25 protein-coding genes are annotated in these 23,136 nt (G+C 42.1%); 10 read left to right on the top strand and 15 right to left on the bottom strand.

The features are described from left to right. The first annotated feature begins 82 nt into the window (after positions 1 to 82). A complete protein-coding gene (locus H9J30_RS09150) occupies positions 83 to 304 on the top strand; it encodes a cell division protein ZapB (protein WP_240130748.1) in 222 nt (73 codons plus the stop codon). Here H9J30_RS09150 and H9J30_RS09145 read toward each other — a convergent pair. From H9J30_RS09145 to H9J30_RS09115, 7 genes are all read right to left on the bottom strand, one after another. Beyond that, complete coding sequence (locus H9J30_RS09145) at positions 301 to 513, bottom strand: DUF1107 domain-containing protein (protein ID WP_011070699.1); 213 nt, start codon at positions 511 to 513, stop codon at positions 301 to 303. The two genes, H9J30_RS09150 and H9J30_RS09145, sit on opposite strands and share 4 nt — an antisense overlap. A 446-nt stretch (positions 514 to 959) precedes the next feature. Continuing rightward, entirely contained in the window at positions 960 to 1,568 is a 609-nt protein-coding gene (locus H9J30_RS09140) for a thiol:disulfide interchange protein DsbA/DsbL (RefSeq protein ID WP_240130747.1), read from the bottom strand. 126 nt (positions 1,569 to 1,694) lie between these two features. Then, on the bottom strand, positions 1,695 to 2,732 hold the full coding sequence (locus tag H9J30_RS09135; protein WP_240130746.1) for a serine/threonine protein kinase: 1,038 nt from the start codon (positions 2,730 to 2,732) through the stop codon (positions 1,695 to 1,697). A gap of 40 nt (positions 2,733 to 2,772) precedes the next feature. Beyond that, on the bottom strand, positions 2,773 to 3,066 hold the full coding sequence (locus H9J30_RS09130; RefSeq protein ID WP_240130745.1) for a DUF3630 family protein: 294 nt from the start codon (positions 3,064 to 3,066) through the stop codon (positions 2,773 to 2,775). A gap of 11 nt (positions 3,067 to 3,077) precedes the next feature. Continuing rightward, positions 3,078 to 4,532: a protein adenylyltransferase SelO gene (locus H9J30_RS09125; RefSeq protein WP_240130736.1), complete on the bottom strand. Its 1,455-nt coding sequence runs from the start codon at positions 4,530 to 4,532 to the stop codon at positions 3,078 to 3,080. Between the two features lie 21 nt (positions 4,533 to 4,553). After that, positions 4,554 to 4,916, bottom strand: a complete 363-nt coding sequence (locus H9J30_RS09120; protein ID WP_419789877.1) for a hypothetical protein — start codon at positions 4,914 to 4,916, stop codon at positions 4,554 to 4,556. Between the two features lie 188 nt (positions 4,917 to 5,104). After that, positions 5,105 to 6,028: a hypothetical protein gene (locus H9J30_RS09115; RefSeq protein ID WP_240130735.1), complete on the bottom strand. Its 924-nt coding sequence runs from the start codon at positions 6,026 to 6,028 to the stop codon at positions 5,105 to 5,107. A gap of 250 nt (positions 6,029 to 6,278) precedes the next feature. Between H9J30_RS09115 and H9J30_RS09110 the strand changes: the two genes are divergently transcribed. The 7 genes from H9J30_RS09110 (at position 6,279) to H9J30_RS09080 (ending at position 12,965) form a co-directional block, all read left to right on the top strand. Continuing rightward, complete coding sequence (locus tag H9J30_RS09110; protein ID WP_240130732.1) at positions 6,279 to 6,638, top strand: DsrE/DsrF/TusD sulfur relay family protein; 360 nt, start codon at positions 6,279 to 6,281, stop codon at positions 6,636 to 6,638. Positions 6,639 to 6,742: 104 nt separating this feature from the next. Continuing rightward, entirely contained in the window at positions 6,743 to 7,144 is a 402-nt protein-coding gene (locus tag H9J30_RS09105) for a nitrous oxide-stimulated promoter family protein (protein ID WP_240130728.1), read from the top strand. 54 nt (positions 7,145 to 7,198) lie between these two features. Beyond that, a complete protein-coding gene (locus H9J30_RS09100) occupies positions 7,199 to 8,131 on the top strand; it encodes a hypothetical protein (RefSeq protein ID WP_240130727.1) in 933 nt (310 codons plus the stop codon). Between the two features lie 138 nt (positions 8,132 to 8,269). Continuing rightward, positions 8,270 to 8,851, top strand: coding sequence for a YSC84-related protein (locus H9J30_RS09095; protein ID WP_240130726.1), 582 nt, complete (start codon positions 8,270 to 8,272; stop codon positions 8,849 to 8,851). Positions 8,852 to 9,045: 194 nt separating this feature from the next. Then, a protein-coding gene (locus H9J30_RS09090) for an IS3 family transposase (RefSeq protein ID WP_240130724.1) occupies positions 9,046 to 10,205 on the top strand; the annotation gives its coding sequence in 2 pieces (ribosomal slippage) (positions 9,046 to 9,295 and positions 9,295 to 10,205; 1,161 coding nt in all). Positions 10,206 to 10,233: 28 nt separating this feature from the next. Further along, entirely contained in the window at positions 10,234 to 11,499 is a 1,266-nt protein-coding gene (locus H9J30_RS09085) for a DEAD/DEAH box helicase (RefSeq protein WP_240130723.1), read from the top strand. Further along, positions 11,496 to 12,965, top strand: coding sequence for a hypothetical protein (locus H9J30_RS09080; protein ID WP_240130722.1), 1,470 nt, complete (start codon positions 11,496 to 11,498; stop codon positions 12,963 to 12,965). Before H9J30_RS09085 ends, H9J30_RS09080 begins: the two co-directional genes overlap by 4 nt. Before the next feature lie 389 nt (positions 12,966 to 13,354). Here H9J30_RS09080 and H9J30_RS09075 read toward each other — a convergent pair whose 3' ends face one another. After that, the gene (locus H9J30_RS09075) at positions 13,355 to 13,666 is read right to left on the bottom strand and encodes a helix-turn-helix domain-containing protein (RefSeq protein ID WP_427915906.1); all 312 of its coding nucleotides are present in this window, start codon (positions 13,664 to 13,666) and stop codon (positions 13,355 to 13,357) included. Between the two features lie 207 nt (positions 13,667 to 13,873). Here H9J30_RS09075 and H9J30_RS09070 point away from each other — a divergent pair, with 207 nt between their 5' ends. Both H9J30_RS09070 and H9J30_RS21690 read left to right on the top strand, forming a co-directional pair. Next, a complete protein-coding gene (locus H9J30_RS09070; RefSeq protein WP_240130721.1) occupies positions 13,874 to 14,389 on the top strand; it encodes a hypothetical protein in 516 nt (171 codons plus the stop codon). Then, a complete protein-coding gene (locus H9J30_RS21690; RefSeq protein ID WP_240130720.1) occupies positions 14,386 to 15,786 on the top strand; it encodes a DEAD/DEAH box helicase in 1,401 nt (466 codons plus the stop codon). Before H9J30_RS09070 ends, H9J30_RS21690 begins: the two co-directional genes overlap by 4 nt. Here H9J30_RS21690 and H9J30_RS09060 read toward each other — a convergent pair. The 7 genes from H9J30_RS09060 to H9J30_RS09030 form a co-directional block, all read right to left on the bottom strand. Then, positions 15,768 to 16,781, bottom strand: coding sequence for a TniB family NTP-binding protein (locus H9J30_RS09060; protein ID WP_240130836.1), 1,014 nt, complete (start codon positions 16,779 to 16,781; stop codon positions 15,768 to 15,770). The two genes, H9J30_RS21690 and H9J30_RS09060, sit on opposite strands and share 19 nt — an antisense overlap. Positions 16,782 to 16,783: 2 nt before the next feature. Beyond that, positions 16,784 to 18,637 carry a transposase family protein gene (locus H9J30_RS09055; RefSeq protein ID WP_240130719.1) on the bottom strand — a complete coding sequence of 618 codons (1,854 nt, stop codon included), beginning with the start codon at positions 18,635 to 18,637 and terminating at the stop codon, positions 16,784 to 16,786. Continuing rightward, entirely contained in the window at positions 18,634 to 19,182 is a 549-nt protein-coding gene (locus H9J30_RS09050) for a TnsA endonuclease N-terminal domain-containing protein (protein ID WP_240130718.1), read from the bottom strand. Before H9J30_RS09050 ends, H9J30_RS09055 begins: the two co-directional genes overlap by 4 nt. A 285-nt stretch (positions 19,183 to 19,467) precedes the next feature. Beyond that, positions 19,468 to 20,082, bottom strand: a complete 615-nt coding sequence (locus H9J30_RS09045; protein ID WP_240130717.1) for a hypothetical protein — start codon at positions 20,080 to 20,082, stop codon at positions 19,468 to 19,470. Between the two features lie 84 nt (positions 20,083 to 20,166). Next, positions 20,167 to 21,204, bottom strand: a complete 1,038-nt coding sequence (locus H9J30_RS09040) for an acyltransferase family protein (RefSeq protein WP_240130716.1) — start codon at positions 21,202 to 21,204, stop codon at positions 20,167 to 20,169. Position 21,205: 1 nt separating this feature from the next. Further along, a complete protein-coding gene (locus H9J30_RS09035) occupies positions 21,206 to 22,600 on the bottom strand; it encodes a hypothetical protein (protein ID WP_240130715.1) in 1,395 nt (464 codons plus the stop codon). Positions 22,601 to 22,778: 178 nt separating this feature from the next. Next, positions 22,779 to 23,123 carry a YkvA family protein gene (locus H9J30_RS09030; protein ID WP_240130714.1) on the bottom strand — a complete coding sequence of 115 codons (345 nt, stop codon included), beginning with the start codon at positions 23,121 to 23,123 and terminating at the stop codon, positions 22,779 to 22,781. Positions 23,124 to 23,136 lie beyond the last annotated feature (13 nt).

The following is a 23,136-nucleotide window of genomic DNA, read 5'->3' as shown; positions in this document are numbered from 1 at the left end:
CCAAACGACAAAGACTGCTATTCCTTATGCTAGTGGCACTGCTAGAATCACAGTCCCATCCAGAAACTATAGGACTCTCCAGATGAGCCTTGAATTACTGTCCAAACTGGAAACCAAGATCCAGGCTACACTCGAAACTATCGAGCTTCTAAAAATGGAGCTAGATGAAGAGAAGCAAAAGACGTCGACCTTGAGTGAGCAAAACAATCAATTAATCGAGCAAAACCAACAATTGCAACAGGAACTCAGTTCTTGGAACGAGAAAGTTACCGGACTTGTTGGCTTGCTCAATAGTGAAATCTAAGCTGTTTTAGTTTGATGATTCTGCGCTTCAATCAATTCGTTCAGCTCTAAGATAGCCTGCTTTACTTTTGGCAGGCTTTTTCTCGGCAATAAAAATCGCCCTTTTTCAAATTCTAATCGGCCTAAGTCTTTTACCCATATCACGCCAGTGAGAAAAATACGCGCATGCTTAACGATAAGCTTAGGTGCGTAGACAGGGAAAACTCTCATATAACCCCCTACAGGCATTTTTTTGTTATAGATCACAGTATTTGACAGAAAGATGACCAATTGAGTTTCATCTTAAAGACATTATTTTCAAAATTTACAAGATAAAAATGTAATCATATGATTTATTTAAATAAAAATTACTTCAATTAAAAAACCATCAATCGTCAATATTTTGACCATTGACATTATTTTGACGCACAACTAGAATCAACCACGTTACTCAGGGTAAAAATGAGCCCTATGGCTCAAGTCCGTACTCTCCATTATCGGAAGTACGGTTTTTTTTGCCAAAATTCTAATAAGCATACTTCGCAATACTGGTTCAGCGTATTTTTGACCAGTCACTGACCAATAAAAAAGGAGCACTAGGCTCCTTTTTTATTACTAAATATTATCAATCAGTTAGATTGCAAATAGATGACTAAATCACTGCAATCCGGTGATAATTACTTTCTTGCTAAGTAGTAAGCAATGTCTAATAGCTCGTCATAGGACTTAATCGCACCCGTTTCGACACGGTATTTGCCATTAACAACCAGAGCGGGTACGCCTGTCAGTTTAGCGTTCTCGGTATCGCGCTTCATTTTCGACATTTGGGCTTTGACCATAAATGAATCTGCAGCGGCATCAAAGGTTTTACCATCAACACCATTTGCGACAAACAAAGCTCGAACATCATCACGGCTGGTGAAGTGTTGTTTCTTATCATGGATGGCAGTAAATAAAGCGGCATCGATTTTTTCATCCACATTGAGTTGGTGAGCAACCGCAAAAGCGCGTGACATTTCTACGCCCATTTCTTTACCAATAAAATCAACGTGAGCTTGGTTAAATTCCACACCCGCAGGCTTCTCAGCCAAAATTTTAGGCACTACGGTTTTAGAAAAGGTATAGCAATGTGGACAATAGAAAGAGAAAAACTCGGTGATTTCTGGCTTAGCGGTCGCAGGACCATCGTTAATCACGGTGTAATGTACGCCTTCTTTGTACTCTGCTGCTGAAACCGTTAATGGAGCCAATAACAGCGCTGCCGCCATAAGTAATGCTTTTTTCATGAATTTTCCTTAAATCAATTATCTAAAATAGCTGGAGCCTAATATATTTCTGTTTTTGAGTGTAACTCAAGCGAAGAGTTCAATCTGCCAAACAATTGAACCACTTAATCCGCGCCAGTTACACATCTAATAAGGGATCAAGCTGAGCGGTGGTTCATCAAGCGCCGCCAGTTGCTCCTTAAATGCCAAAATCTGCTGCTCCCAATACTTTTCATCCCCAAACCATGGGAAATGCATAGGGAAAGCCGGATCTTGCCAACGTCTACCAATCCAAGCGTTATAGTGCACCATACGTAACGCCCGCAGAGGTTCAATCAGCGCCAATTGCCGCGTATCGAATTCACAAAACTCCTCATAGGCTTCGAGTAAGATTTCCAGTTGCAGTTGCTGCTGCGCCCGATCCCCTGTCAGCATCATCCATAAATCTTGAATGGCCGGCCCCATACGCGCATCATCTAAATCCACAAAGCCTGGGCCATCGGGTGTCCACAAAATATTCCCGGGATGTAAATCGCCATGCAAGCGAATCGGCTTGAAGCGTTGCTGCGCCCAAAGGGTATTAACCTTCGCCAATACTTGTTCAACCACAGTGAAAAAAGCCACTCGCAGTGAAGTTGGCACTAATCCTGATTGCTTCAACCACGCCAATGGCTCATCACCTAAGATTTGCGGATTGAGTGGCTCACGGGCATTAAAAACTGACTGCGCGCCATACTGATGTATACGACCGATAAAACGGCCAACAAATTCCAGCTGCTCTAAATTATCCACTTCAAAGGCTCGACCACCGATGGAAGGAAACAGTGCAAACCGAAAACCTTGGAAATGCTGCAAGGTTTGCCCTTGCACTGAGGCTGGCACTGCCATGGGAATTTCCTGCTCGGCGAGGGCGAGCGCAAAATCATGTTCTTCCTGAATTTGCGCATCGCTCCAACGATCGGGGCGATAAAACTTCACCACATAGCGTTGCCCTTCATCGCTACGAAATTGATACACGCGGTTTTCGTAGCTGTTGAGTGCTAATAAGCCAGTTTCTGGATAAACCCCAAGACTTTCGATCGCATCTAAAATCAAATCCGGCGTTAAGGCTTGAAAGTCAAAGGCTACGCCCGAATGAGTATCATCCGCGGCACTCTTTCGTAGGTCTAACTTCTCTTGGCTCATTGGGCTCTCTCATAAACATAAAATAGTGCTTTCAGAACACTCATAGGTGGGATGTTAGCAGTGTGGCTAAGTATTCTAGCACCTCAACATCGGCCTCACGCTCCACACTCAGCCAACAGATATTGCCGTAAAACTCATAGTTAAGCCAAAGCGGTGTACCTTCAAACTCCAATAACCATTGATGACGATCGGCTCCCCATTGACGCTCGCGCACACGGCAATCTAATGCGCGTGCTAACGGCTCGGCAAAGACTTCGAAATGATCAAAGTCGATATCACCGCTCACACTTAAGCTTAAGGCGGCACTATCTAACTGAATGGCGTTTAATTTCATTGTGACTTCCATCAACTACTGCACGACATGATCAGCCCTTGCCCCCAATCAGGTGGACGCTTGGCCAGATTTTCATGCTCAATTTGCTCGGTAAAAGGCTGGCGCAATACTTGATGTAAACGCTGTAGCGGCGCCAAATTGCCCTCCTCGACCGCGATAATTGCCTCTTGGGCCAAATAGTTACGCAAGATATACTTGGGATTGACTCTATTACACTGCTGTTGCCATGCCTCGACATCGGCAACCTTTCCAAGCCGCGCCTGATACACCTGATACCAAGCATCAAACTCGTTGAGATCGATAAAATCATCCCGCAGGCTCGAGTGTAAACTACTGGGATCAAGCTGACCAAAGCGACGCCAAGTATGGCTGTAATCCAGCTGATTTTTCTCCATCAACACGGTAAAGCGGCCAATGAGTTCTAAGTCCTGCTGATCCTGCTCTGCACTTGAATCAGCTTGCTGCACTAATCCCAACTTAGCGCGCATCAGCGCCAAATAATGCTGCACTAAGGCGTGCTGATATTGATTCAGGGCAGCGATTAAATCATCGGAGGCAATCACAGGTGTCAACGCCTGCGCTAAACGTTGCAAATTCCACAGACCAATACCAGGTTGCTGGCCAAAGGCGTAACGTCCATCGGGGTCTGAATGATTACAAATAAAGTCTTCTTGGAAGGTATCAAGAAAGGCAAAGGGGCCAAAATCGAAGCTATCCCCAAGAATCGACATATTATCGGTGTTCATTACCCCATGGGCAAAACCGATTGCCTGCCAATGGGCGATCATCTTGGCGGTATCTTGCACCACTTGTAAAAACCAGGCTTTATAACCCGCAGGATCGCAGCTTAAATGGGGATAGTGTTGGCGAATGGTAAAATTGAGTAACTGCGTCAGCTTATCAGCTTGGCCACGCTCGCTATGGCTGAAAAATTCGAAATGACCGAAACGGATATGACTACGGGCCAAACGTACGGTAATGGCAGCGGTTTCTTGGCTCTCGCGCCAAACGGGCATATCAGAGCCAATCACCGCCAAGGCACGGGTTGTAGGCACACCTAAATGATACAGCGCTTCGGAGACCAAAAATTCACGCACCGCTGAGCGCATGACAGCCCGACCATCACCATGGCGAGAATAAGGCGTCGGACCGCCGCCTTTAAGCGCCACATCCCACGCACCATTAGGGCCAATCGCTTCACCGAGGATAATTGAGCGGCCATCACCTAATCGAGGAGTGTAACCACCAAACTGATGCCCACTGTATACCTGCGCATAATAAGTTGCGCCCTCAACGGCAGCGTTACCCGATAAGCCCAGTAATAGCTCATCTGTCGGCTCATGTAAGCCAATTAACGCCGCAGCATCGTGACTCCAAGCAAGCCAATGGGGATTGCTTATCCCCTGCGGATAAACTTGGGAATAAAACTCAGGCAATTGGGTGAAAAAATCCTGTTTGAACTTCATCGGTGATTTCCCTATGGCGCCCTATTGAGTAAGTTGCTTACATACCAGCACTGACTGGTCGTTTAACTCGCACTGCTGGCCACATTGGTAAACGCCGGTGCCACTTGGATTAACGTCGGAATTAAAGCCACTAATGCCGGAGCGAGTCAAACGTTGTAGGCCATGGGCTTTACGCTGACACTGTTCTAGCGTGTCGTAATAGCCATTAATGGTATCAGGTTGTAATGGTGCATCTGGCAGCACGCTCAGTTCTGGGTAATAGAATAACGTCCACTCGGGCGTTTTAGTGCAACCACTTAAGCCAAGGGTGAGACAGATAACCAACATGGCCAAGGAACATCTGACCTTTATGGCGCGATAACAGTATTGAGCGATAACATTCATAAACATAGCCCATAAAAAAAGCGAACCTTAGTTCGCCTTTTGCGCATTAAGTCGGTGAATTCTACACGGCTTTTAGCGGTTAAATAACCGCTTTTAGGTTATGAACTTTTGAGGCACTTAAATTAACAGATTTTTGCCAGGCTCTTTAACCTTAAGCCACGGCAACATTGCAAGTCACACTCTCACCATTACGCCGTTTCAGCCTTTGCCTGCGCCTTCTCAATGCGACTAATACGGCCTTCGAACCCAGTAACTGTGCCATCGGTTAATCCAAGCGCAATAGCTTCCTTACAGAGTTCAATTGCTTGATCAAAGGCTTGCGTATCATTTAGCAGTGTTGCTAACTGCAAAAATCCTGTTGTTTTAAGCTCAGTCTCTTTAGGTTTTGTGGCGCTCGCCCTGTGGAATAATTCGAGGAAAAGCGTAGCAAGTGCTGCCCCATACTGTACATATTCGGTTGATTTTCGCTGCTTGTAACACTCTGCGATGACATTCAGTAGGGCGTTATAGCGCGTCAATTCCGTCTCTGCACCTTGGTATTCTTCTACCGCACGCTGAAGTGTTACATTCGCCCATGGGCCAGGCGTCACAAGCTGCGGAACACTTTTCGCTGAATCTTGCTTTTCCCCATCAGCAAGACTACTGCGATTCACCTCGACTTTAGCTGATGATGCAGCCGATTCTAGTTTTACCACTGCCGCACTTGGCGCTAGGATATCAGCCTGCATGGATACAGGTGTTGTAACCTCGTCAGCTTTCAGCGTTTCTTTGCTGGCACCGGCTAAGATGATCACGCTTTGTTCATTTGTTTCGGCGGGAACATCCACATCGATAATATCTTCAGCCATCTCGACACGCCCAAGCTTGGTTTCGGCTTGCCTTGGCATCAGCTCGGCTTCATGGGATTTAGTATCAATTGAGGTATCTGTTTTAGAAGGGATGTCAACGCCTTGCTTAGGTTCGATTGCTTGTGGCGAAGTGGTCATATCCACGGCGTTCTCGGCGGATTTTTTCGCCATCATTGCCGCTTGTTCTTCCCTCGCTAAACGCTGGGCACGAACAAATAAAAACACTCCGATTGCGATCAGTATAAAAACGACAATGACCTTCATTCTTCTTCACCTTTTATGGCAGCTTCCCGTCTGAAGCTATTTCTGTTGGCTTGCCACACCGGGGAGCTATCTATGGTTGGCAAGAGGTTTTGTCCAAAAATTAAGCAGAGATTGATCGCTATTAAAGTCCATTGTGTCTGAATAAATCAAGTATTTATGCCGTTTTATCCGATCTTGTACGCAAATCTATATGACCAATTCGGCTAGACTGTTAGGCTTATGACTGTTTGCAGAAATTAAGGAAAGCCTAATGCAAAAAATTCTTATTGTTGCCCACGCCAGCCCCTACGGCACAGAGAAACTGTTTAACAGCCTACGTATTGCCTTAGCACTCAAGGATCAAACTGACCAAGATGTTGATCTCAAAATATTTTTAATGTCTGATGCCGTATTTGGTGCACTTAAACATCAGACAACTCCCGATCTAAGCTATAACTTGCAACAAATGTTTGAGATCCTAAGCGCCCAACAAGTCCCTGTTTTACTGTGTAAAACCTGCGCTCAAGCAAGGGGCGTCAGTAGCGAAATGCTTATTGAAGGCACTCAAATTGGTACGTTGCAGGATCTTACCCGCTGGACACTTGATGCTGATAAGGTGATGCATATTTAAAGTCTTATTTTGTGCGCACCTTCATAAATTGATACTTACGTTTTGAACAAGCCTGCGCCACTGCTTATGATGGGATTATCCGAGTCACAGACTAAGGTATTCCCATGAATTCAGCGGCCCTACTCACAGGTAAACTGCGCTACGAGCATCAAACCATTAGCGCGATGGCTAAAATTTATTGTCAGGCCAAACACCAAAAACAAACGGAATCAGGTCTGTGCACCGATTGTGTTGCGCTATTAGACTATGCAGCCGTTCGTCTCGACCGCTGCCCCTACGGACAAGAGAAACCTACCTGCAATAAGTGCCCAGTGCACTGTTACAAACCCGCACAAAAAGCGCAGGTAAAGCAGATCATGATTTTTGCTGGCCCGAGAATGCTGTTACCGCATCCTATTCGTGCAATCAAACACTTATTGGCAGAACGCCATCCTGTGCCAACATCAGTGCCCGAAGCGGCCTCAAATCGTCATCACCGCATCGCCATTTCACAGAAAAATACCTAGGAACACTTTTTCGCCTCAAATTTCCCTGCTATAACAGAACGTCGAGGTGACAAAATGAACCAATTTGATACGTTTTTTGCTCAAGCCTATTGGTGGTTATCCCTATTTGGTGGCTTACATTGCCTCGCGTTAGCTATTTATATTCGCTACTTCTATCATTCGGGCAGTAATCAAAAGCTGCTGGCAGGTTTTCTCAGTCTCGTCGCCTTTTATTTTCTGACAGGCATGCTCAACCACGAAAACACGCCTATTCCTATTCATGTGATATTTAAGCTGATCACCCCAATTTATTTTTTACTCATGCCATTACTCTATCTCTACTGCAAACGCAGCTTAGAGCGACACACTGGAAATATTGGGTTTTCATGGCATTATTGGCCAGCTATCATCACGTTATTGCTCGCAGTGCTGGATATCATTTTACGGTTAGAGTTACATAAAAATGCCGTTAAATTTCAGACAGAATTCTTTAATTATCGGCAGGATATCGACCTCAGCCACTGGAGTTTAATCCTACCGTTACTGTTATGCATCCAAACAGCAGCCTACTTTGCAGCTCTCTGGCTACTGCTTAAACAGCATAAATTACATCAACAGCTAGTCAGTAATGCACTACAGGACACCTTAAGAGTCATCCGCTTTCGCTGGTTATTTGGCCTCACTCTTGCCATGTTACTTAACTGGCTACTACGCGTATTTCTGGTGGTATTACCTTTTTACTCAGGGGATTACGTTTTACCCCTATCCCATGCCATACCGCGCTTAAGCTTACTATTAAGCTTTTACCTGCTTGCTGCCTACGGCCTTAAGCAGATCACTCACACTGCCTATTTAAAAGGGCATTTATCAGCCCCACAGCCTAAGGCTGAAATTCAGTCCTCGGTAATACTAACGCCAGAAGAGTTTGAGTTTATTCAAAAAGTACAGCAGGAATCGAACGATAGTTCAGATAAAATAACCAATCCCCCTCCAGAGATTAAGAACTAAATCGCCACCGCGTTATCAAAACAAGCAGCATATGTCGCTGAATAAACTGAATCTGAGCTGACATTAACGCAGCTTTAGGCTGTCATTTGTGGCAACACAGGGTAGTCTGATAGAACGAGAAATTAAGGAAGGAACGCCATGAAATCATTTTTATCCCTTATTGCCGCATCAACCTGCTTGATTGCCAGCTTGATGACGCCTGTTGTACAAGCGGATGACAGTTACACTGAGGCTTTAAAGAACTTTCACCAAGCCAAGGAAACCCGCAAGTTTTTTGATACCGCCTATGGTTATGCCATCTTCCCCACGGTTGGCAAGGGCGGGATTGGAATTGGTGCAGCCTACGGAAAAGGTCGGGTCTTTCAAGCTGGTCAATATATGGGAGACTCCAGCCTGACCCAGCTCTCCATTGGATTCCAATTAGGTGGACAAGCCTATAGCGAGATTATCTTCTTTAAGGATGCCAAATCCTACAATGAGTTTACCAGTGGCAGCTTTGAATTCGATGCCCAAGCTTCAGCCGTTGCCATTAATATGGGCGCCAATGCCAAAGCAGGTACCACAGGGAATTCCGCGGGGGCAGGTCAAGCAGGTGGCAATCAATCGGCCACCGCAGCCTATATCAATGGCATGGCGGTCTTCACGGTAGCGAAAGGCGGGTTGATGTTTGAGGCCGCACTGGCGGGACAATCCTTCAGCTTCGAGCCGAGGGGGAACTAAGTTTTTTGATCTATTCTTGATAAAAAACCTCTGCTATCGAAAGATGCAGAGGTTTTTTATTAGTTTTAGTATCGGTTTAGCCTATGTCGCTGAAACCAAACCATGACATAGTAGAGTTTCTAAGAACTGTTCTGGTCTAATCCCATCGGACACTTAATTTTGAGACAGTATGGTCAATAAATTAAGAGGTCTATATGAGTCTGAAGAAATCACATAAGAGTTATCCGCAAGCATTTAAAGATGAAGCTGTCTTGATGGTGCTAGAACAAGGTTATAGCGTTGCCGATGCGGCAAAGTCTCTTGGAGTTAGTACGAGCCTGCTTTACAACTGGAAGGAAAAACACGAAGCCCTGAAACAAGGTGTTACCTTAGAAGAGTCTGAGCGTGATGAATTAAAGCGATTACGTAAAGAAAACAAAGAATTACGAATGGAGAAAGAAATTCTAAAAAAGGCCAGCGCCTTCTTTGCGAAAGAAATGAAGTAAAATTTCGTTTCATCAAACGGCAATCCAACCTGTTTCCCGTAGCACTGTTATGTCGAGTAATGAGTGTAAGTAAATCAGGTTATTACGATTGGCATAAGCGCCCTGCAAACGTGATAAGCCTTGAAACACTGAAGCTTTATCGCCTTGTTCGACAGCTATTTAAGCAAAGTCGAGGCAGCTTAGGAAATCGTGCAATGGTGAAGAAATTACGCAAGGAAGGCTACCAGGTTGGTCGCTATCTCGTTCGTAAAATTATGCACCGCCTTCGACTTAGAGCAACCCTGCGACGCGCTTACAAGGTGACTACGCACCGAAAACACTCAGATGCAGTGGCTGATAACCTGTTAAACATGAACTTTAATCCAGTATCGGCTAATCAGGTTTGGGCGGGTGACGTGACCTATTTAAAGACGGGTGAAGGCTGGATGTATTTGGCAGTGGTGATGGATTTATATTCACGCAGAATTGTAGGGTGGCACATAGACAAACGCATGACCACAGATTTGATATCGAAGGCATTAATAAAAGCATACAACCTGCGCCAACCGGCCAGAGGGTTGGTATTTCACAGTGACCGAGGCTCGCAATATACCAGTAAGCAATTCGGTAGGCTGCTATTGAGCTATGGTATTCGAGCCAGCATGGGTGATGTGGGTGCGTGTTGGGATAATGCCGTTGTTGAGCGTTTCTTTGGTAGCTTGAAACACGATTGGATTTTTAAAGTTGCTCAACCAACAAGGGAGTTTATGAAGCAAGATGTGACGGCTTACATGAAATATTACAACTTAGAGCGACTTCATTCTGCTAATGACGATCTGTCACCTGTAGAGTTTGAGAATTCTCAAGTAAAAGTGTCCAGTTTGAGTTGACCAGTACAGTAACACCTCAGGCGCATTGTTGAATCAGATCGAAGTATTCAATAAAAAATTACCGGAATTCTTTTCACGTAAAGCGGGTATGGAACTGAATCTTGGAGATATTGAGCTTACTTACTATAGAGATTTTATTTATTTAGCATTGGCTAGACACTATGAAATTTTCTCTACTGATTTGTTATCAAAGTTTAAGAATATCATTTCTATTTCAAATGAGTGGCTTAGCGTTATGGCTTCTAGCCAATCTCAGTTCCAGAACTTCTTATCAAAGACTCGGACTTTAGTATGTGGAACTTGTGTCGGGATAGGACGTAATCATTATGGAATCCAAGAGAACATTTATGATTTAGTAGTTATTGATGAAGCTGCTAGGTCACCAGCAAGTGAGCTTGCAATAGCTATGCAGGTAGGGCGTAAGATTCTTTTGGTTGGGGACCATAAGCAACTCCCACCACTATTTGATGAAGAGCATATAAAGGCTGCCAAAAGAATTTTACCAACAGTTAGTACTGAAGAGCTTAAACGTAGTGACTTTGAAAGAGCATTCGTTTCTAGTTATGGGAAAACTGTAGGGCGTTTTCTCAGAATTCAATACCGTATGATTCCTGCTGTTGGAAATCTAGTTTCAGAATGTTTTTACTCACAAGAAGGTGGCCTAGAGACTGGTAGGGGTGTAACGGAAAAAGCTTATTTAGAGCTATTTGAAAAAATTTGTACGCCAGTGACTTGGATCGATACTAGTAAAGCTAAGAGAAAATCTTTTGAGTCTGAGCCAACAGCTAAAAATGCAAACAAGAATAGTTATGTTAATAGGTACGAAGCTGAAATAATATTAGAGCTTTTAAGCAAGCTAATCGCTCATAAAAATGCGGAAGCCGTTCTTGTAGAAGATGATGATCCTAAGGTCGGTATTATTTGCATGTATGGAGAACAAGTTAGGCATCTAATTCGTGAAATTAATGGTGTTTCATGGGCTCGAACGTTACTAGAAAGAGGAATAATAAAAGTAGACACGGTAGATAGTTATCAAGGTAAAGAGAATGATATTGTTATTGTCTCTTTAGTCAGAAGTAACCCAAGTGGCAGCCAAGGACATGTTTCTTCAGAGAATAGAGCAAACGTAGCACTTTCTCGAGCTAAGGAAGCACTACTCATAATTGGTAATTCGGATATGTGGAGGAATCGTAATGAAGGCTCTGCGTTTGGCCGAGTATACAAGTATATTTCAGAGCACAGTGATAAAGCATACTCGATTGTAAATTCCCAATCTCTGGAGTCAAAAAAATGAAGATTCAATTAAGTAAGGTTTGCTTTGGCTTACCCATGAAGTCCTTTTTTATGGATTACACCGTAAGTAAGAAGCGTGAGTTGCCAGTTGTTAAAGAGTTTGTGATCAGACTCATTTACTCATTGACCACCACTAGTTTGGAGACGATTCAGGATTTCTTTGGTTTAACAAATAAAGAAATGCTAGCAATTGTTGATGATCTACAGGAAGAGAATTTGATTGAGTGGGAAACAGGTAAGATAAAACTGACTTATTATGCTATGAGTAAGTTTACAGAGGAAGATGGAAATTTGAGACCTACTTTTTTTGAAGTAACTGACGAAGCGTCTCCAGTTGAGTTTGAATTGTACAGTTTTAGAATGCTGTCTACTGATGTAAGACGTTCTGGCTCCCAAGACTTTAGCGTTTCACTAAACTTGCCAGATGAATGCTACCGAAATTTATTAAATAAAGCGCAAAGTGCTTTTGATACAAATTTCAATTTATTTAGAGAGCTTGTATTGAAAGAGGATGTTTTTTCAGAGATAAAAGAATTATATAAAATCAATCAAGTATCAAATAGATTCGACTCAACACTCCCGCTCGAGGTTGAGTATTTTGTGGATACAGAATCACCTAACATACTAAAAATGGAATATGTTTCAAATACAGTCGATGAATGGGATGAGAGTAAAACAATGTTCTCACTCATGGACTCTACGATTCAAGTAGATACAAAGAAGGATCAGTATGACAGCTTTAACGAATATCTTGAAGTATCAAATGATCCATTTTTACTTCAGTATTGGGATGAAAGCACTAAAACACTTAATATTAAAGGTTTAGTTAATCATTATGAAAATAGCTTAACCAGGCTAAATGATGATACATTTATGCTAATTGGTAACCTTTATACAGAAAATAACAGAGACATTATATTGGGTCGGCTTGGGACTATTTTTGAAAATAAACAAGATAACTCAGGTTTGATCTGGCTTACCAATGCAGAATCTAAAACATGGGGTAAAACTACTGATTTAAGTAAATTAGTAGATGGAATTTATAGTCTCTTCGATAAAAGGAAGAAAACATCAAAAGTCGTTTTAGGTATGGTTTGTGAGAGTTATCAAGAGTCGATAATCCAAAGGAATAACTTTTGGAAACTATCTGATGCTGAACTAATGGACTTACCAGCCAGATTTGGCGGTGAAGATGCAGAGTTTATGATGATTCCTGGTATAATGGTGGCCAGTCTATTTCATCTACAGTTAGATGACAAACGAGATATTTCTTTTCCTGTAGGCTATGTAAGCTTTGAGTCTAAGTTTATTTCTAAAATCTCTAACAAGTTTCTTGATTGGATTACTCATCAGCCAAAGTATAATGATTATTTGGAAAAGAAGGATACACAAGAAGACCAAAAAGTTAGAAGTAAATACCTTATGCCAATACTCCAACAAGGCACTTTAAATCCTAAATTGTATTAGTTTAGACTAGTTCTAACACAACATCCTGAAAAGATGAGAGTTACCCGTTTTGATAAAGGTGTCGAAACTTAATCAAAGCAAAAAGGTAACTCTCATGCTTCCCCCCTGTGTCAGGATTGTTGTCACCCCTAAATAATCATTATTTTTAAAGACAGGGTGCGGCAAAAGAGAACGATATGGCTCGGTATTCACCTGAACGTAAAGAGGCAATCCTTAAAAAACACCGCTTCATACTAGGGTAGCGTTCAAATTTCTGTGTCATTCCTTTTAGTTATACCCAAAAGAGATTATTTATGACCAACCTCCATACTATGATAACGGCGAAGTAGCTAGTTTGACTACAGGAGGGGAATCTGGGGGACGAACATTAGAGGGATTTTATACTAAAATTAATCACCTTTAATTTGATGCACTAGTGCAACTTTTTCTTCCTCAGTCATCTTTTCAAGCAAGCACAGCAACTCTGCTGTGCTTTCTGACTCACAAAAAAAATACGCCACAGGCACACCTAGCTCATGGGCCATGGCCTTTAAGGTCTTGTAGTCAGGCGTGTGTTTGCCTTTCTCATACTGATTCATACGCGCACTGGCGCTGCCAACCTCCATACCTAGCTGAATACCCAGTTGTTTTTGACTAATTCCCTTAGCAATGCGGGCTTGTTTAAGTCTAATTGGTAATGGATTGATGATTTTATCTGCCACAGCTTCAACATGATTTGTCCTTTGATGCTCAGATTGTCTTAGTTTTTTCACTTGAGGTATACTAAGGAATCCTTAGCTTTTTATCGCAAGTTGTCAAGCTCTATACGAACTAGGCGTTTAGTATAAGGAAAAATATTGAATGAATGTCATGGATCGGCACATTACATATTGAAATTTAAGACTATTAGTAAATATTTTGGTGCAATAATGATCCGCATAAATGCAGTATTACACACGATTTTGATTGCTAGTGAATTACAACAATTCACTGTTACCTACCTGAAAAACCAAATGATTACAGTAGAACCTTCAATTTTGCCAAAAGAGTCAGATCAAATTGTGCGTCGTACTCTTTCAAAACTGTTGAAAATCGGCTTTCTAGAGAAAGTATCTACTGGAAAACAGTTAAATTTTGAGAAGACGCTAATGTTCGATGCAACTCGACTCATTCCGAGTAAAGCGCGTCCTACAAAAGAAAAAGTACCTCACCCTAAGAACTCTGAAATAGAGAGCCTGCATGCAACTCTAAATCAGTATCAAGTCGATTTACTCGGCTTTATTGGTGAAGCGGAAGAGTTTAAACGCCTGTATGAAGAGTTTCCAAATTCTAAAGCTAATCTTTATCCTCATTACATGAATGCCCGAAATCAAGGCTCTACACTCATGGGTAAAATTAAGGCTGTTGAAGCCTATTTAAGGCACCTTAAAGGAGCTTCAGAGTGAAATTAAGGCAATGGCAACATGCTTGTGTTGATGAGGCGCTTAGACGTTACCAAACACAAAGCCATTTTATGTGTTTAGCAACGCCTGGTGCAGGTAAAACTATTATGGCTGCAGAACTAGCTGCAAGACTGATTGCTATGGGGAAAATTGATTTTGTGCTGTGCTTCTCTCCATCATCAGAAGTGAATGACAGCATTCGCTCAACCTTTTCAAAACGTCTGGACAAGCGATTTGACGGGCTAATGGGGGCTATTGGTAGTGTCTATACCTATCAGTTCATGCCCTCCTTAACTGAGGCGTTCTGGCAGCTCTTAAGAACGCATAAAGTGTTTGTGATCATGGATGAAGTTCATCATCTAAAGGGCAATCTTCTTAGTAATGCCAATGCATGGGGAGAAGAAGTTCTATTAAATATCCAATACCATGCTGCGTATACTTTAGCGCTTTCTGGCACGCCTTGGCGTTCGGATAAAGCCCCGATAGTGTTATCACGATTCACTGAACCGGATAATACAATTCACTGTGATTTTAGTTATGGTCTACAAAAAGCTATCGAAGATAACGTTTGCCGAAAACCAAATATAGTATTGATTGATAACGATAAAATCAAACTTGAAACGAGTCAATCAACAGAGGTATTTTCATCGATTAAAGAGCTTATTCTGGATTCTAAATTTAATTACCAAAATCTGATCATTCATGAGCAAATCATGCACTATATGCTTAGTCAGGGTGTTAAAAAGCTTGCCGATATCCGTGTTAGCAATCCTGACGCCGGAGGCCTAGTTGTCGCTAGCTCTATCAAGCATGCTAAACGTCTACACCATATGCTGGTTACGGATTTTAAGCAAACTGCCAGCATTGTGACTTCCAGAACCAGAAATCCATCGGGTATTATTGACGATTTTAGGAAAAATTATTCTCAATGGATTGTTAATGTCGGCATGATTTCAGAAGGTACCGATATTCCTCGTCTACAAGTATGTTGTCATCTGAGCCGCATCAAAACTGAAATGCACTATCGTCAAGTTCTAGGTAGAATATTACGAGTCACTTCAGATGAGACCCAACAAGCTTGGTTATTCACTTTAGCGGAGGCTAGCCTTACTGAGTTTGCGTATCGAATAGATCAAGATCTCCCAAATCATTCGGTTGTTATATCTTTGACTGAGCAGCAAGAACTCGATTTAGGAGCCGAACAAGATAGAAAGAACGTTCCTTCTCACCCTATGGTAATAAGACCCGAAGAGCTAACCCTAGAGGGCTTGCCAATAGCAAGGAAAGTCTCGACAAATATTGCTGATATCAATGAAGAAAATCTTTATAACCTCGCGCTAATTGGCGGATATAAAGAACAAATTGTTAGGATGTTTGATACTCATCCGTTCAATAGCTGAGCTAATGTTTTGGGCGTCGAGAATTCACGCGCGACTAACATGTCTTCAGGACTCATAGCATTAGGATTATACCTAGAGGGCTTAACGACCTCTGAAATCAATATGTTATCTAGAGACTGCTTAAACGGATTACCTGAAGGCCTATTTTCATTCTGAAAAATTAAATCGTAGGCATTACTAACGTGCTCAATGTCGAGGTTTTTTGCGTCTTTCCTCAAAGCTATTTTTAAAGACTCTATCAGTAAATGCTTTAGCAGCCTGTTTTCACCTTTGCATGCTGCAAACAGCGGAATTGCAAAATTCTTGTCTTCTAGCTTTGGCGGATTATCAAAAGGCATAAATTTGGCCAAGCTCATTAAGTACTGTCGGAAAAACTTGATATCTTTTCGCAGACTAAAATACTCAAGCTTCCTTCTCCGAACTAAACGAGATGACCATTGTGGCTCATCAGCAATTTGTTCAGCCCAAGGCATTCCAACAAGAACAATAGGTATCTTAGCTTCTTCGCTGATGTACTTTAAACCGTTAGCTATATCTTGCCGTTCCAATCCTGTTTTAAACTCAATTAACTCCTGAAACTCATTGATGATTAGCAGCTCAACTTGAGCCTTAGTTAAATTTTCAACTAACTTTTTCCTTAAATCTGTCACATAACCACGTTTCCTTCTCTGGTAGCTACCAAAATGGTCTAAATCTGCAAGCATTTGAGTTAAGGTTGCATCTAACCCCTTACCACTTGATATCCTGCTCACAAGAACAGGCATAGATTCTCGTCCGCAATTTTGGCTGGCCATAACACTTTTTTTATAGTGGTTAACTAGATGACTTTTACCTACACCAGTATCTCCAGTAAGTAACATGCACTGCTGATCCGATTGAAAATGCCTATTTAGTCTTAACTCATCAAAGTCATTAAAAATGTCTTTAACCAGAGGATGCATAACAAAACAATCACTAAATCTTTGTAACTGTTCAATTTGATTGGGCGATAACATTTTCACTCAAAAGCCTCTACATCATCATCCCAGTGCTCGAGAAGATTACTAATATTAGATTCTGATTTTTTAGGTAAAGAAGGGAGCAATTCTTCGCTTTCGAGGCGTATTGTCCCCTGACCGGTATTACTCACATCTGCAAGTTGAGCTTGCTTTTTAACCCCTGAAATTTTCGCTTTTGTATTAGATATTTGAAACGCTTCTTGCTCTTGCTTTACTCGAGCATGAATTGCCATACGCGCTTTAGCTAATCCCAAATTATCTTTCCCTTCTCGAATAATTTCACGATTAATTTTCTTAATCACTTTATGCTCATGAAGGCTCAAGCCGTGGGTATAATCACTATTATCAGTACAGGGGACTTTAAGATAACCGCCTAATTCCTCGAGGTAAACATGGATACTCGATAGATCATCAGGGTCGACTTTAATGATTTTTTTGATGGTTTCTTTGGTTTGTGGGTAATGCTTTCTGTAATCGGCCAAAGCAGTAGAGTCATACATTAACTCTTCAAATTTGAAACCATTTCTGGTTAATGTTCGCTCATCTGAAATACCCATCAGCACAGTAAACCGTTGTTCGTCCTCTGCACTCATCTTTAGTGGCGGGTAAATATCAAAGCCACGCTGCCACTGTTTTATAGGAATTCGTGTTTCACGTGAATTTGAATCTTGATGATAAATATCAACAACCCAGCGATGGAATTCTTCAACAAAAGTAGAAAAGCGCATAATGGCGTCTTTTTCCGGTTTATAGTCTTCTTTTGCTAGGATATTCGAGAAGGTTTTACCTGGCATTTCGGCTAAAAAGCATTCGTTAATCATCCCGAAAAAACGTTCTACAAAAGGCTTTAACCAAGGTTTACGAACTGGGTTATATTGAATGTTTATTCCTGCCTCTTTACAGGCATGCTCTAAACTTTTCGACCAAAACTCTGCTCCATTATCCACAACTAGGTTTTCAAATTTACCATAGCAAGGCCACTCATGTTGAAGTTTGATCCCAAGACCTTCAAATGATTTAGGTTTTATTGCATGTACTATTGCTTTGGCAGCTGAAACATATGAAGGTGCTCGATAACTTAAGTGAAACCCCAAAACACAACCGCTGAAAACATCAACAATCAAAGTTAAATAAGGTCTGCCAATTGGGATAGATAATTCATCGTCAATCAGGATTAGATCTAATGGGGTATGATCGATTTCTACTCGCTCTAATATTCGCGTTGGGGGAATATGGGAAGAGCAATAAGCAAACCATTGATCTGCTTTGAATTTACCATGCCGCGCCACTGCAACAGGATAAGGAGGTAATGACTTTATTCTTTGATTAAAGCTTTTATAAGAAATGATAGGAATTTGTCCATCAACAATGCTCTCATTTTCAATTGTGATGGCATCTTTATAGTACTGATATGCTGTAGATACTTTAGGCCTTTTAGCATCTAAAAAACGAGTTAGGGCTTGCTCAAAAAATGCTTCATCCCCCTTAACTCGACTGGTTCTATTACCCATTTTGTGTCGCTTAACGACTAATGATGCAAGGTCACCATCACTTTCAATGTAGCTTTTTCGCCAACGGACTAACGTTCGCCAGTTAGGCCGCTTGTCCATGGCCGTAGTAAAAAGAACATCAAGAATTGGATCTAGATTTTTTTGAGTCCATCCACCAGAAATTTTTTTGTCTATGAAGACAATGAGTTGATATTTGTTTAACGCATTGTCTCTTAAAAATTCAGGGAAGGTATCTAAGTCTCTTTTGACTAATGCTGTATCTTCTAACTTCACATATTGAATGGGGGTATCTGGTTTTTTAACTAATTCAGACTCACTAAATTCATCCTCAAAATCCATCATTCAATGCACCATACCGCTGGATTACAACCAAGATCATCCTGGCTTAAGTTCGCCTTAACCAATCCTTTATGCATAAGGGAATACAAGTGTGAACGGATTTCCCCTAATGCTAATGATTGCTTTGCAGCCACCTCGTTAACACTAATTTTCCCTGATTTTTTTATAAGATTGAGCAGTTCAACTTGAATGTCGCTCAAGCCGTAAACTCCCGAATATCGATGCAAAATTTTAAGATTATTTAGAATCGGGTTTACACGGATTTGCCGTTCAGTGACCAAGATAAGATCTGCACCTAAAGACTGAGCAACCGCTTTCTTTGCTAGAAATTTAGCCCTAAAGATTGGATCGAATGTTTTGCTATAAGGTTTATATTCATGGAACTTTACCGTCCCATCGATAAAGTGAACTATCATATCTGGTGTATAGGGCAATCTTTTGCCCTCAAAATCGTAATAAAACCCTTCAGGCTGGCTACCAAACACCTCTATACAATCATTGTATTCATGATGAAAGCACGCATCAAATTCCAATGAACTTTCACACATTATCGTTTCGCTAACTTTTGCGCTAGCGAATTTAAATACGTTTTTGTTCGGTGATGGTTTGCGTAAGCTTCTTATGTACATGAGTTAAATTCGCACAAATAATGTACATTTAGTGTACTGGCATGCAGTTTTTTGTCAATCTATGGGTTATTAATTGTTCAACATACTAATATTAAAGAAAATAGCTTTTGTAAAATGATTACAAAAGCCATTTTTATGTCATTGAATGAGTTAAATTTGTCAGACTATGGGTACATTATGTCAATGTATGGGTTCAGCGACAGCCTATTTATGCCCCCAAGGCGCTGGCGGTAAAGGCTGCGGTTGGCTTAGATCAAAATCCACCTGAAAATGACGATTTGCACGAGTAAGCAAATAACTAAAGGTACTTGGCGTAACCTCCATATGCCACACATTGGTGACTGACTGGGTTAGGCCATTTTGCATAAAGTTATCAATCGATGCCTGATCGATGGGAAATGATTGCTTTTGACTGGTTCCCATACTGGCGGTATCGCCACCATACATAGTGACTTTATCTTCTGTCCCATCTTGATGACGATGGTCGTGCTTTAATCTTAATCCTTGAGCCGTTTTAGTGATGACCCAAGTACGCGAGTGGTCATCCCCCACATGGAAAGGAATTTTTAGCTCAGTATCACTGCACTCTCGCACATGCATCACTAATGATTGTCCACGAAAAGCAGCATCGGCACTGTCTTTAGAAACAACTGTACCCGCAAACGCTTTACCGCAATGGGCGGCCAACTGAGTAAAAAAGCTCTCTTGCTCTTTTGCAAGTGAATGCTCAGGCGCAGTATTGGCCAATACTGGCATGGCAATAAACAGACCAAGGAGACCGAATCGGGTAAGAATAATGGGTGGCATGCTGTTTTCCATGGCAAATTTGATGAAAACACGCTAACACAGGGGAATAAATTTAAACTTAATTCCCCTGTGTTGGTATCGCGATTTAGTGAAGCATTACCAACCGATAAACAAGCGTGAACGGTTGCCTAAACGTTTTTTAATCAGGCGCGCCGTCATCATACTGCTCACCATAAGAAAGAGGAAAATGCCAAACGAAAACAATACACTAGTAACCCATGAGTCAGGTGGGAAACGATAACGGAATATTGTTGCAGTGGTATTAAACAGCATATCGAAAAGTGGATGAATAAAGAAAATCGCAAAACTCATCTCAGCAGTTTCAATAAGCCAAGGTACGCGGCTAAGCCTTGACAACCAATCACAGAAGTTCAGTACCAGCACACACAAGCTCAGCTTCTGAATAAACTGCCAGTCGATGCCGTTATATTCAAACGGCGCTTTATGGTAATTACCCACGTGCTGCACTATGTAACTCTGTTCAACCAAACTCACAACGAGGAAAATCCCTGCTAATGCACTCAAAATAGAGCCATAGCGCGTTACAATATGTTCATCTTGGGAGTATAAAATACCAATCAAATAGAAAGGCAAATAGTACACCACAGAATGGATAAAGTTGACGTTACCTATAGGCCTGTGGAGCAGGATAGCCACCACACAACTCAATACGAATAACGTCCAACGCATCTGCTGGGAACAACGGATAAACCACAAAAATACTGGCGAGAATAAAAATACCGCCATGATAAAAGGGATATACCAGTGAGGATACAAAATGTAACCATTTCGCACGGTATAAAAAATGCTGAGCAGTACTTGTTCAAGCGATTGATGCTCCATAAAAACCCAGCGTAAACTCAAGCAGAATAGGCCTACTATGGAAACAAATAAGAAGGGGTAAAGTACGTTTTGTACTTTATTCTTCATAAACTTACCGTAATCAAAGTCCTTATAAAAAATTCGATGGAAAAAATAACCTGAGATAAACACAAATAACGCAGTGCCCCCCCTCAGCAAATTTTCTAGTAGTACAGGAAACCCTTCCCCAGAGTTATAGATGCTATGGCCAAGCACGATAAAAATAATCGCGATGCCACGCATGTAGGTAAATTCGAGCTGATTTTTTCTCATATTAATTCATCGCACAGTAGAGAGTTCTTCCCTCAACAACACTTGCAGAAACCCTTATTGTTCCATGGATTTCCGGCTCATTGAACACCAGATACTGACCTTCGCGTTGGAAGGTAAACCCCAAAGGTAACAGAGTTGCGGCCTCAATGCCCTCACAATAATTTTGTAACGGCACATCCAACAAGGGACTGCCACTCACATTTAGGTTGCTAAATTGTGCGCTCATTCCTAAATAGGCCTGGGTCACATCCTCCTGATAGGGCACCACATAAAACCCAGAGCGAACTGCGCCCACATCAATAAAACTGCTGCTATCACTCACGCTCGGAATCACTAATAATGGCACTTTAGGATCTTGAACATCCTTGAGTAGTTGGGCCAACTTTTGTTGCGTTGCCGGATAGTAGGCCAGCATGTCTTGCAGACGTTTCTTCTGCACCGAATCTTGTCCAACTGGCGCAATCGGCTTAATACGCCCGAGTAGCAAATCCACCGGCAGCATGCCCGACATCACCGACTCTTTCCACACATTGGCATCTTGAGTGCTATCTAACAACACTCCCGCAAGCGCACCGATATTCTCGGCCTCAGCCGTCCATCCGCCGAGCATTTGCTGCTGCTGATAATAATCCTGTACATATCGCAGCAGTATCTGCTGGTAACCGAGGTAGGTTTGGTTTTGACTCAAAAAACGCGCCCCCGCAATTAACTCAACGTATTTTGCGCTGCCTTCAACCAAGTCATTTACATAACTGATTTTATCTTCGTTAGGTGCCGTTTGACGCCATAACTGTAGCCAATAGGCAGCATGGCCTAAGAACAACGCCTGTTGCTCAGGCTGTTTTAAGGCCGACATTAACGCATTGAATAACTGTAAACGGGAATAGCGCGCATCCAGATTAAGCGGATAAACCTCCCCCTCGTAACGGCGCGCATCTTCTAACACGCGCCACTCTGACTGGGCATAAAAATGAAACGCCTCATGCACACTGTTGCCAGCCCAAATCACAAAAGGTAAATCGGCAGTTTTGGTTGTGCTATCAAATTGAATCGTGGGAGACTCGAGCTGGATAAGCACACCTGCCTGCCCTTGATATTGGGGAAAACCAAAATTAATCGATAGGCCAGAGTGCAAATTAACTGACTCTAACACACTGTTATCTTGAACAATCTCACCTCCTGGCTGACGTAACCAAACGTTGCCCGCATAACTGAAGAGGTGCACTTTATCGTCGAGACGAAATCCCGGCCACAGAGCTTCACTTTGGCGACTGGTTTGAGCCATAAAATCGAGGTACAGACGAGCGAGTTGTTCTGGCGAGGCCTTATCGGCGAACACAGGAGTGGCGGCAGAGACTCCTAAAAACCACAGGATCACCGCCATAATATTTTTCATTTCTTTGCCTAAACACACACAATGGGTTCACAAAACAGCGCTAGCATATAGCGCAATGCCTTAATAGTGAAACATTTAACCAAAAATATTTTTCCCCTCAAAAAACTAGGCCAACGCCTGTTCATTATCCATTAATAAAATCATATTTTTAGCATTTAATGCTCAGTGCACTTCAGCACTAGGGCGTAGTCGGCTCATCGCCAAACCAATGCGCCATCTTATCTGCCGCCAGCGATTTAACCTCATCATCAATATAAAGCGTTACCATGGTCAGCGCGGCCGCTAACGCACCTAAATCATCGGTAAAACCCACTAAGGGCGTGAGATCAGGAATCGCATCTAAAGGCGAGATAAAGTACGCCAACGCGCCTAAAATTACCGACTTAGCCCATTTAGGGGTATTGGGCTTTTGCGCCGCATAGTAAAGCCACAGGGCTCGTTCAACCACCTCGCGCCCTGCTTGGCGACCAAACAGTTTGATTTTGTTCCAAAAACCAGTCTCGGTAAATTGCTCTTCTGCCATATATACTCCCCAA

It is taken from the genome of Shewanella cutis (genome assembly GCF_022410515.1).
In the GTDB taxonomy this organism is placed as follows: Bacteria; Pseudomonadota; Gammaproteobacteria; order Enterobacterales; family Shewanellaceae; genus Shewanella; species Shewanella cutis.
Note: the sequence above shows the minus strand (reverse complement) of the source record. Positions and strands in the feature narration are given on the sequence as shown.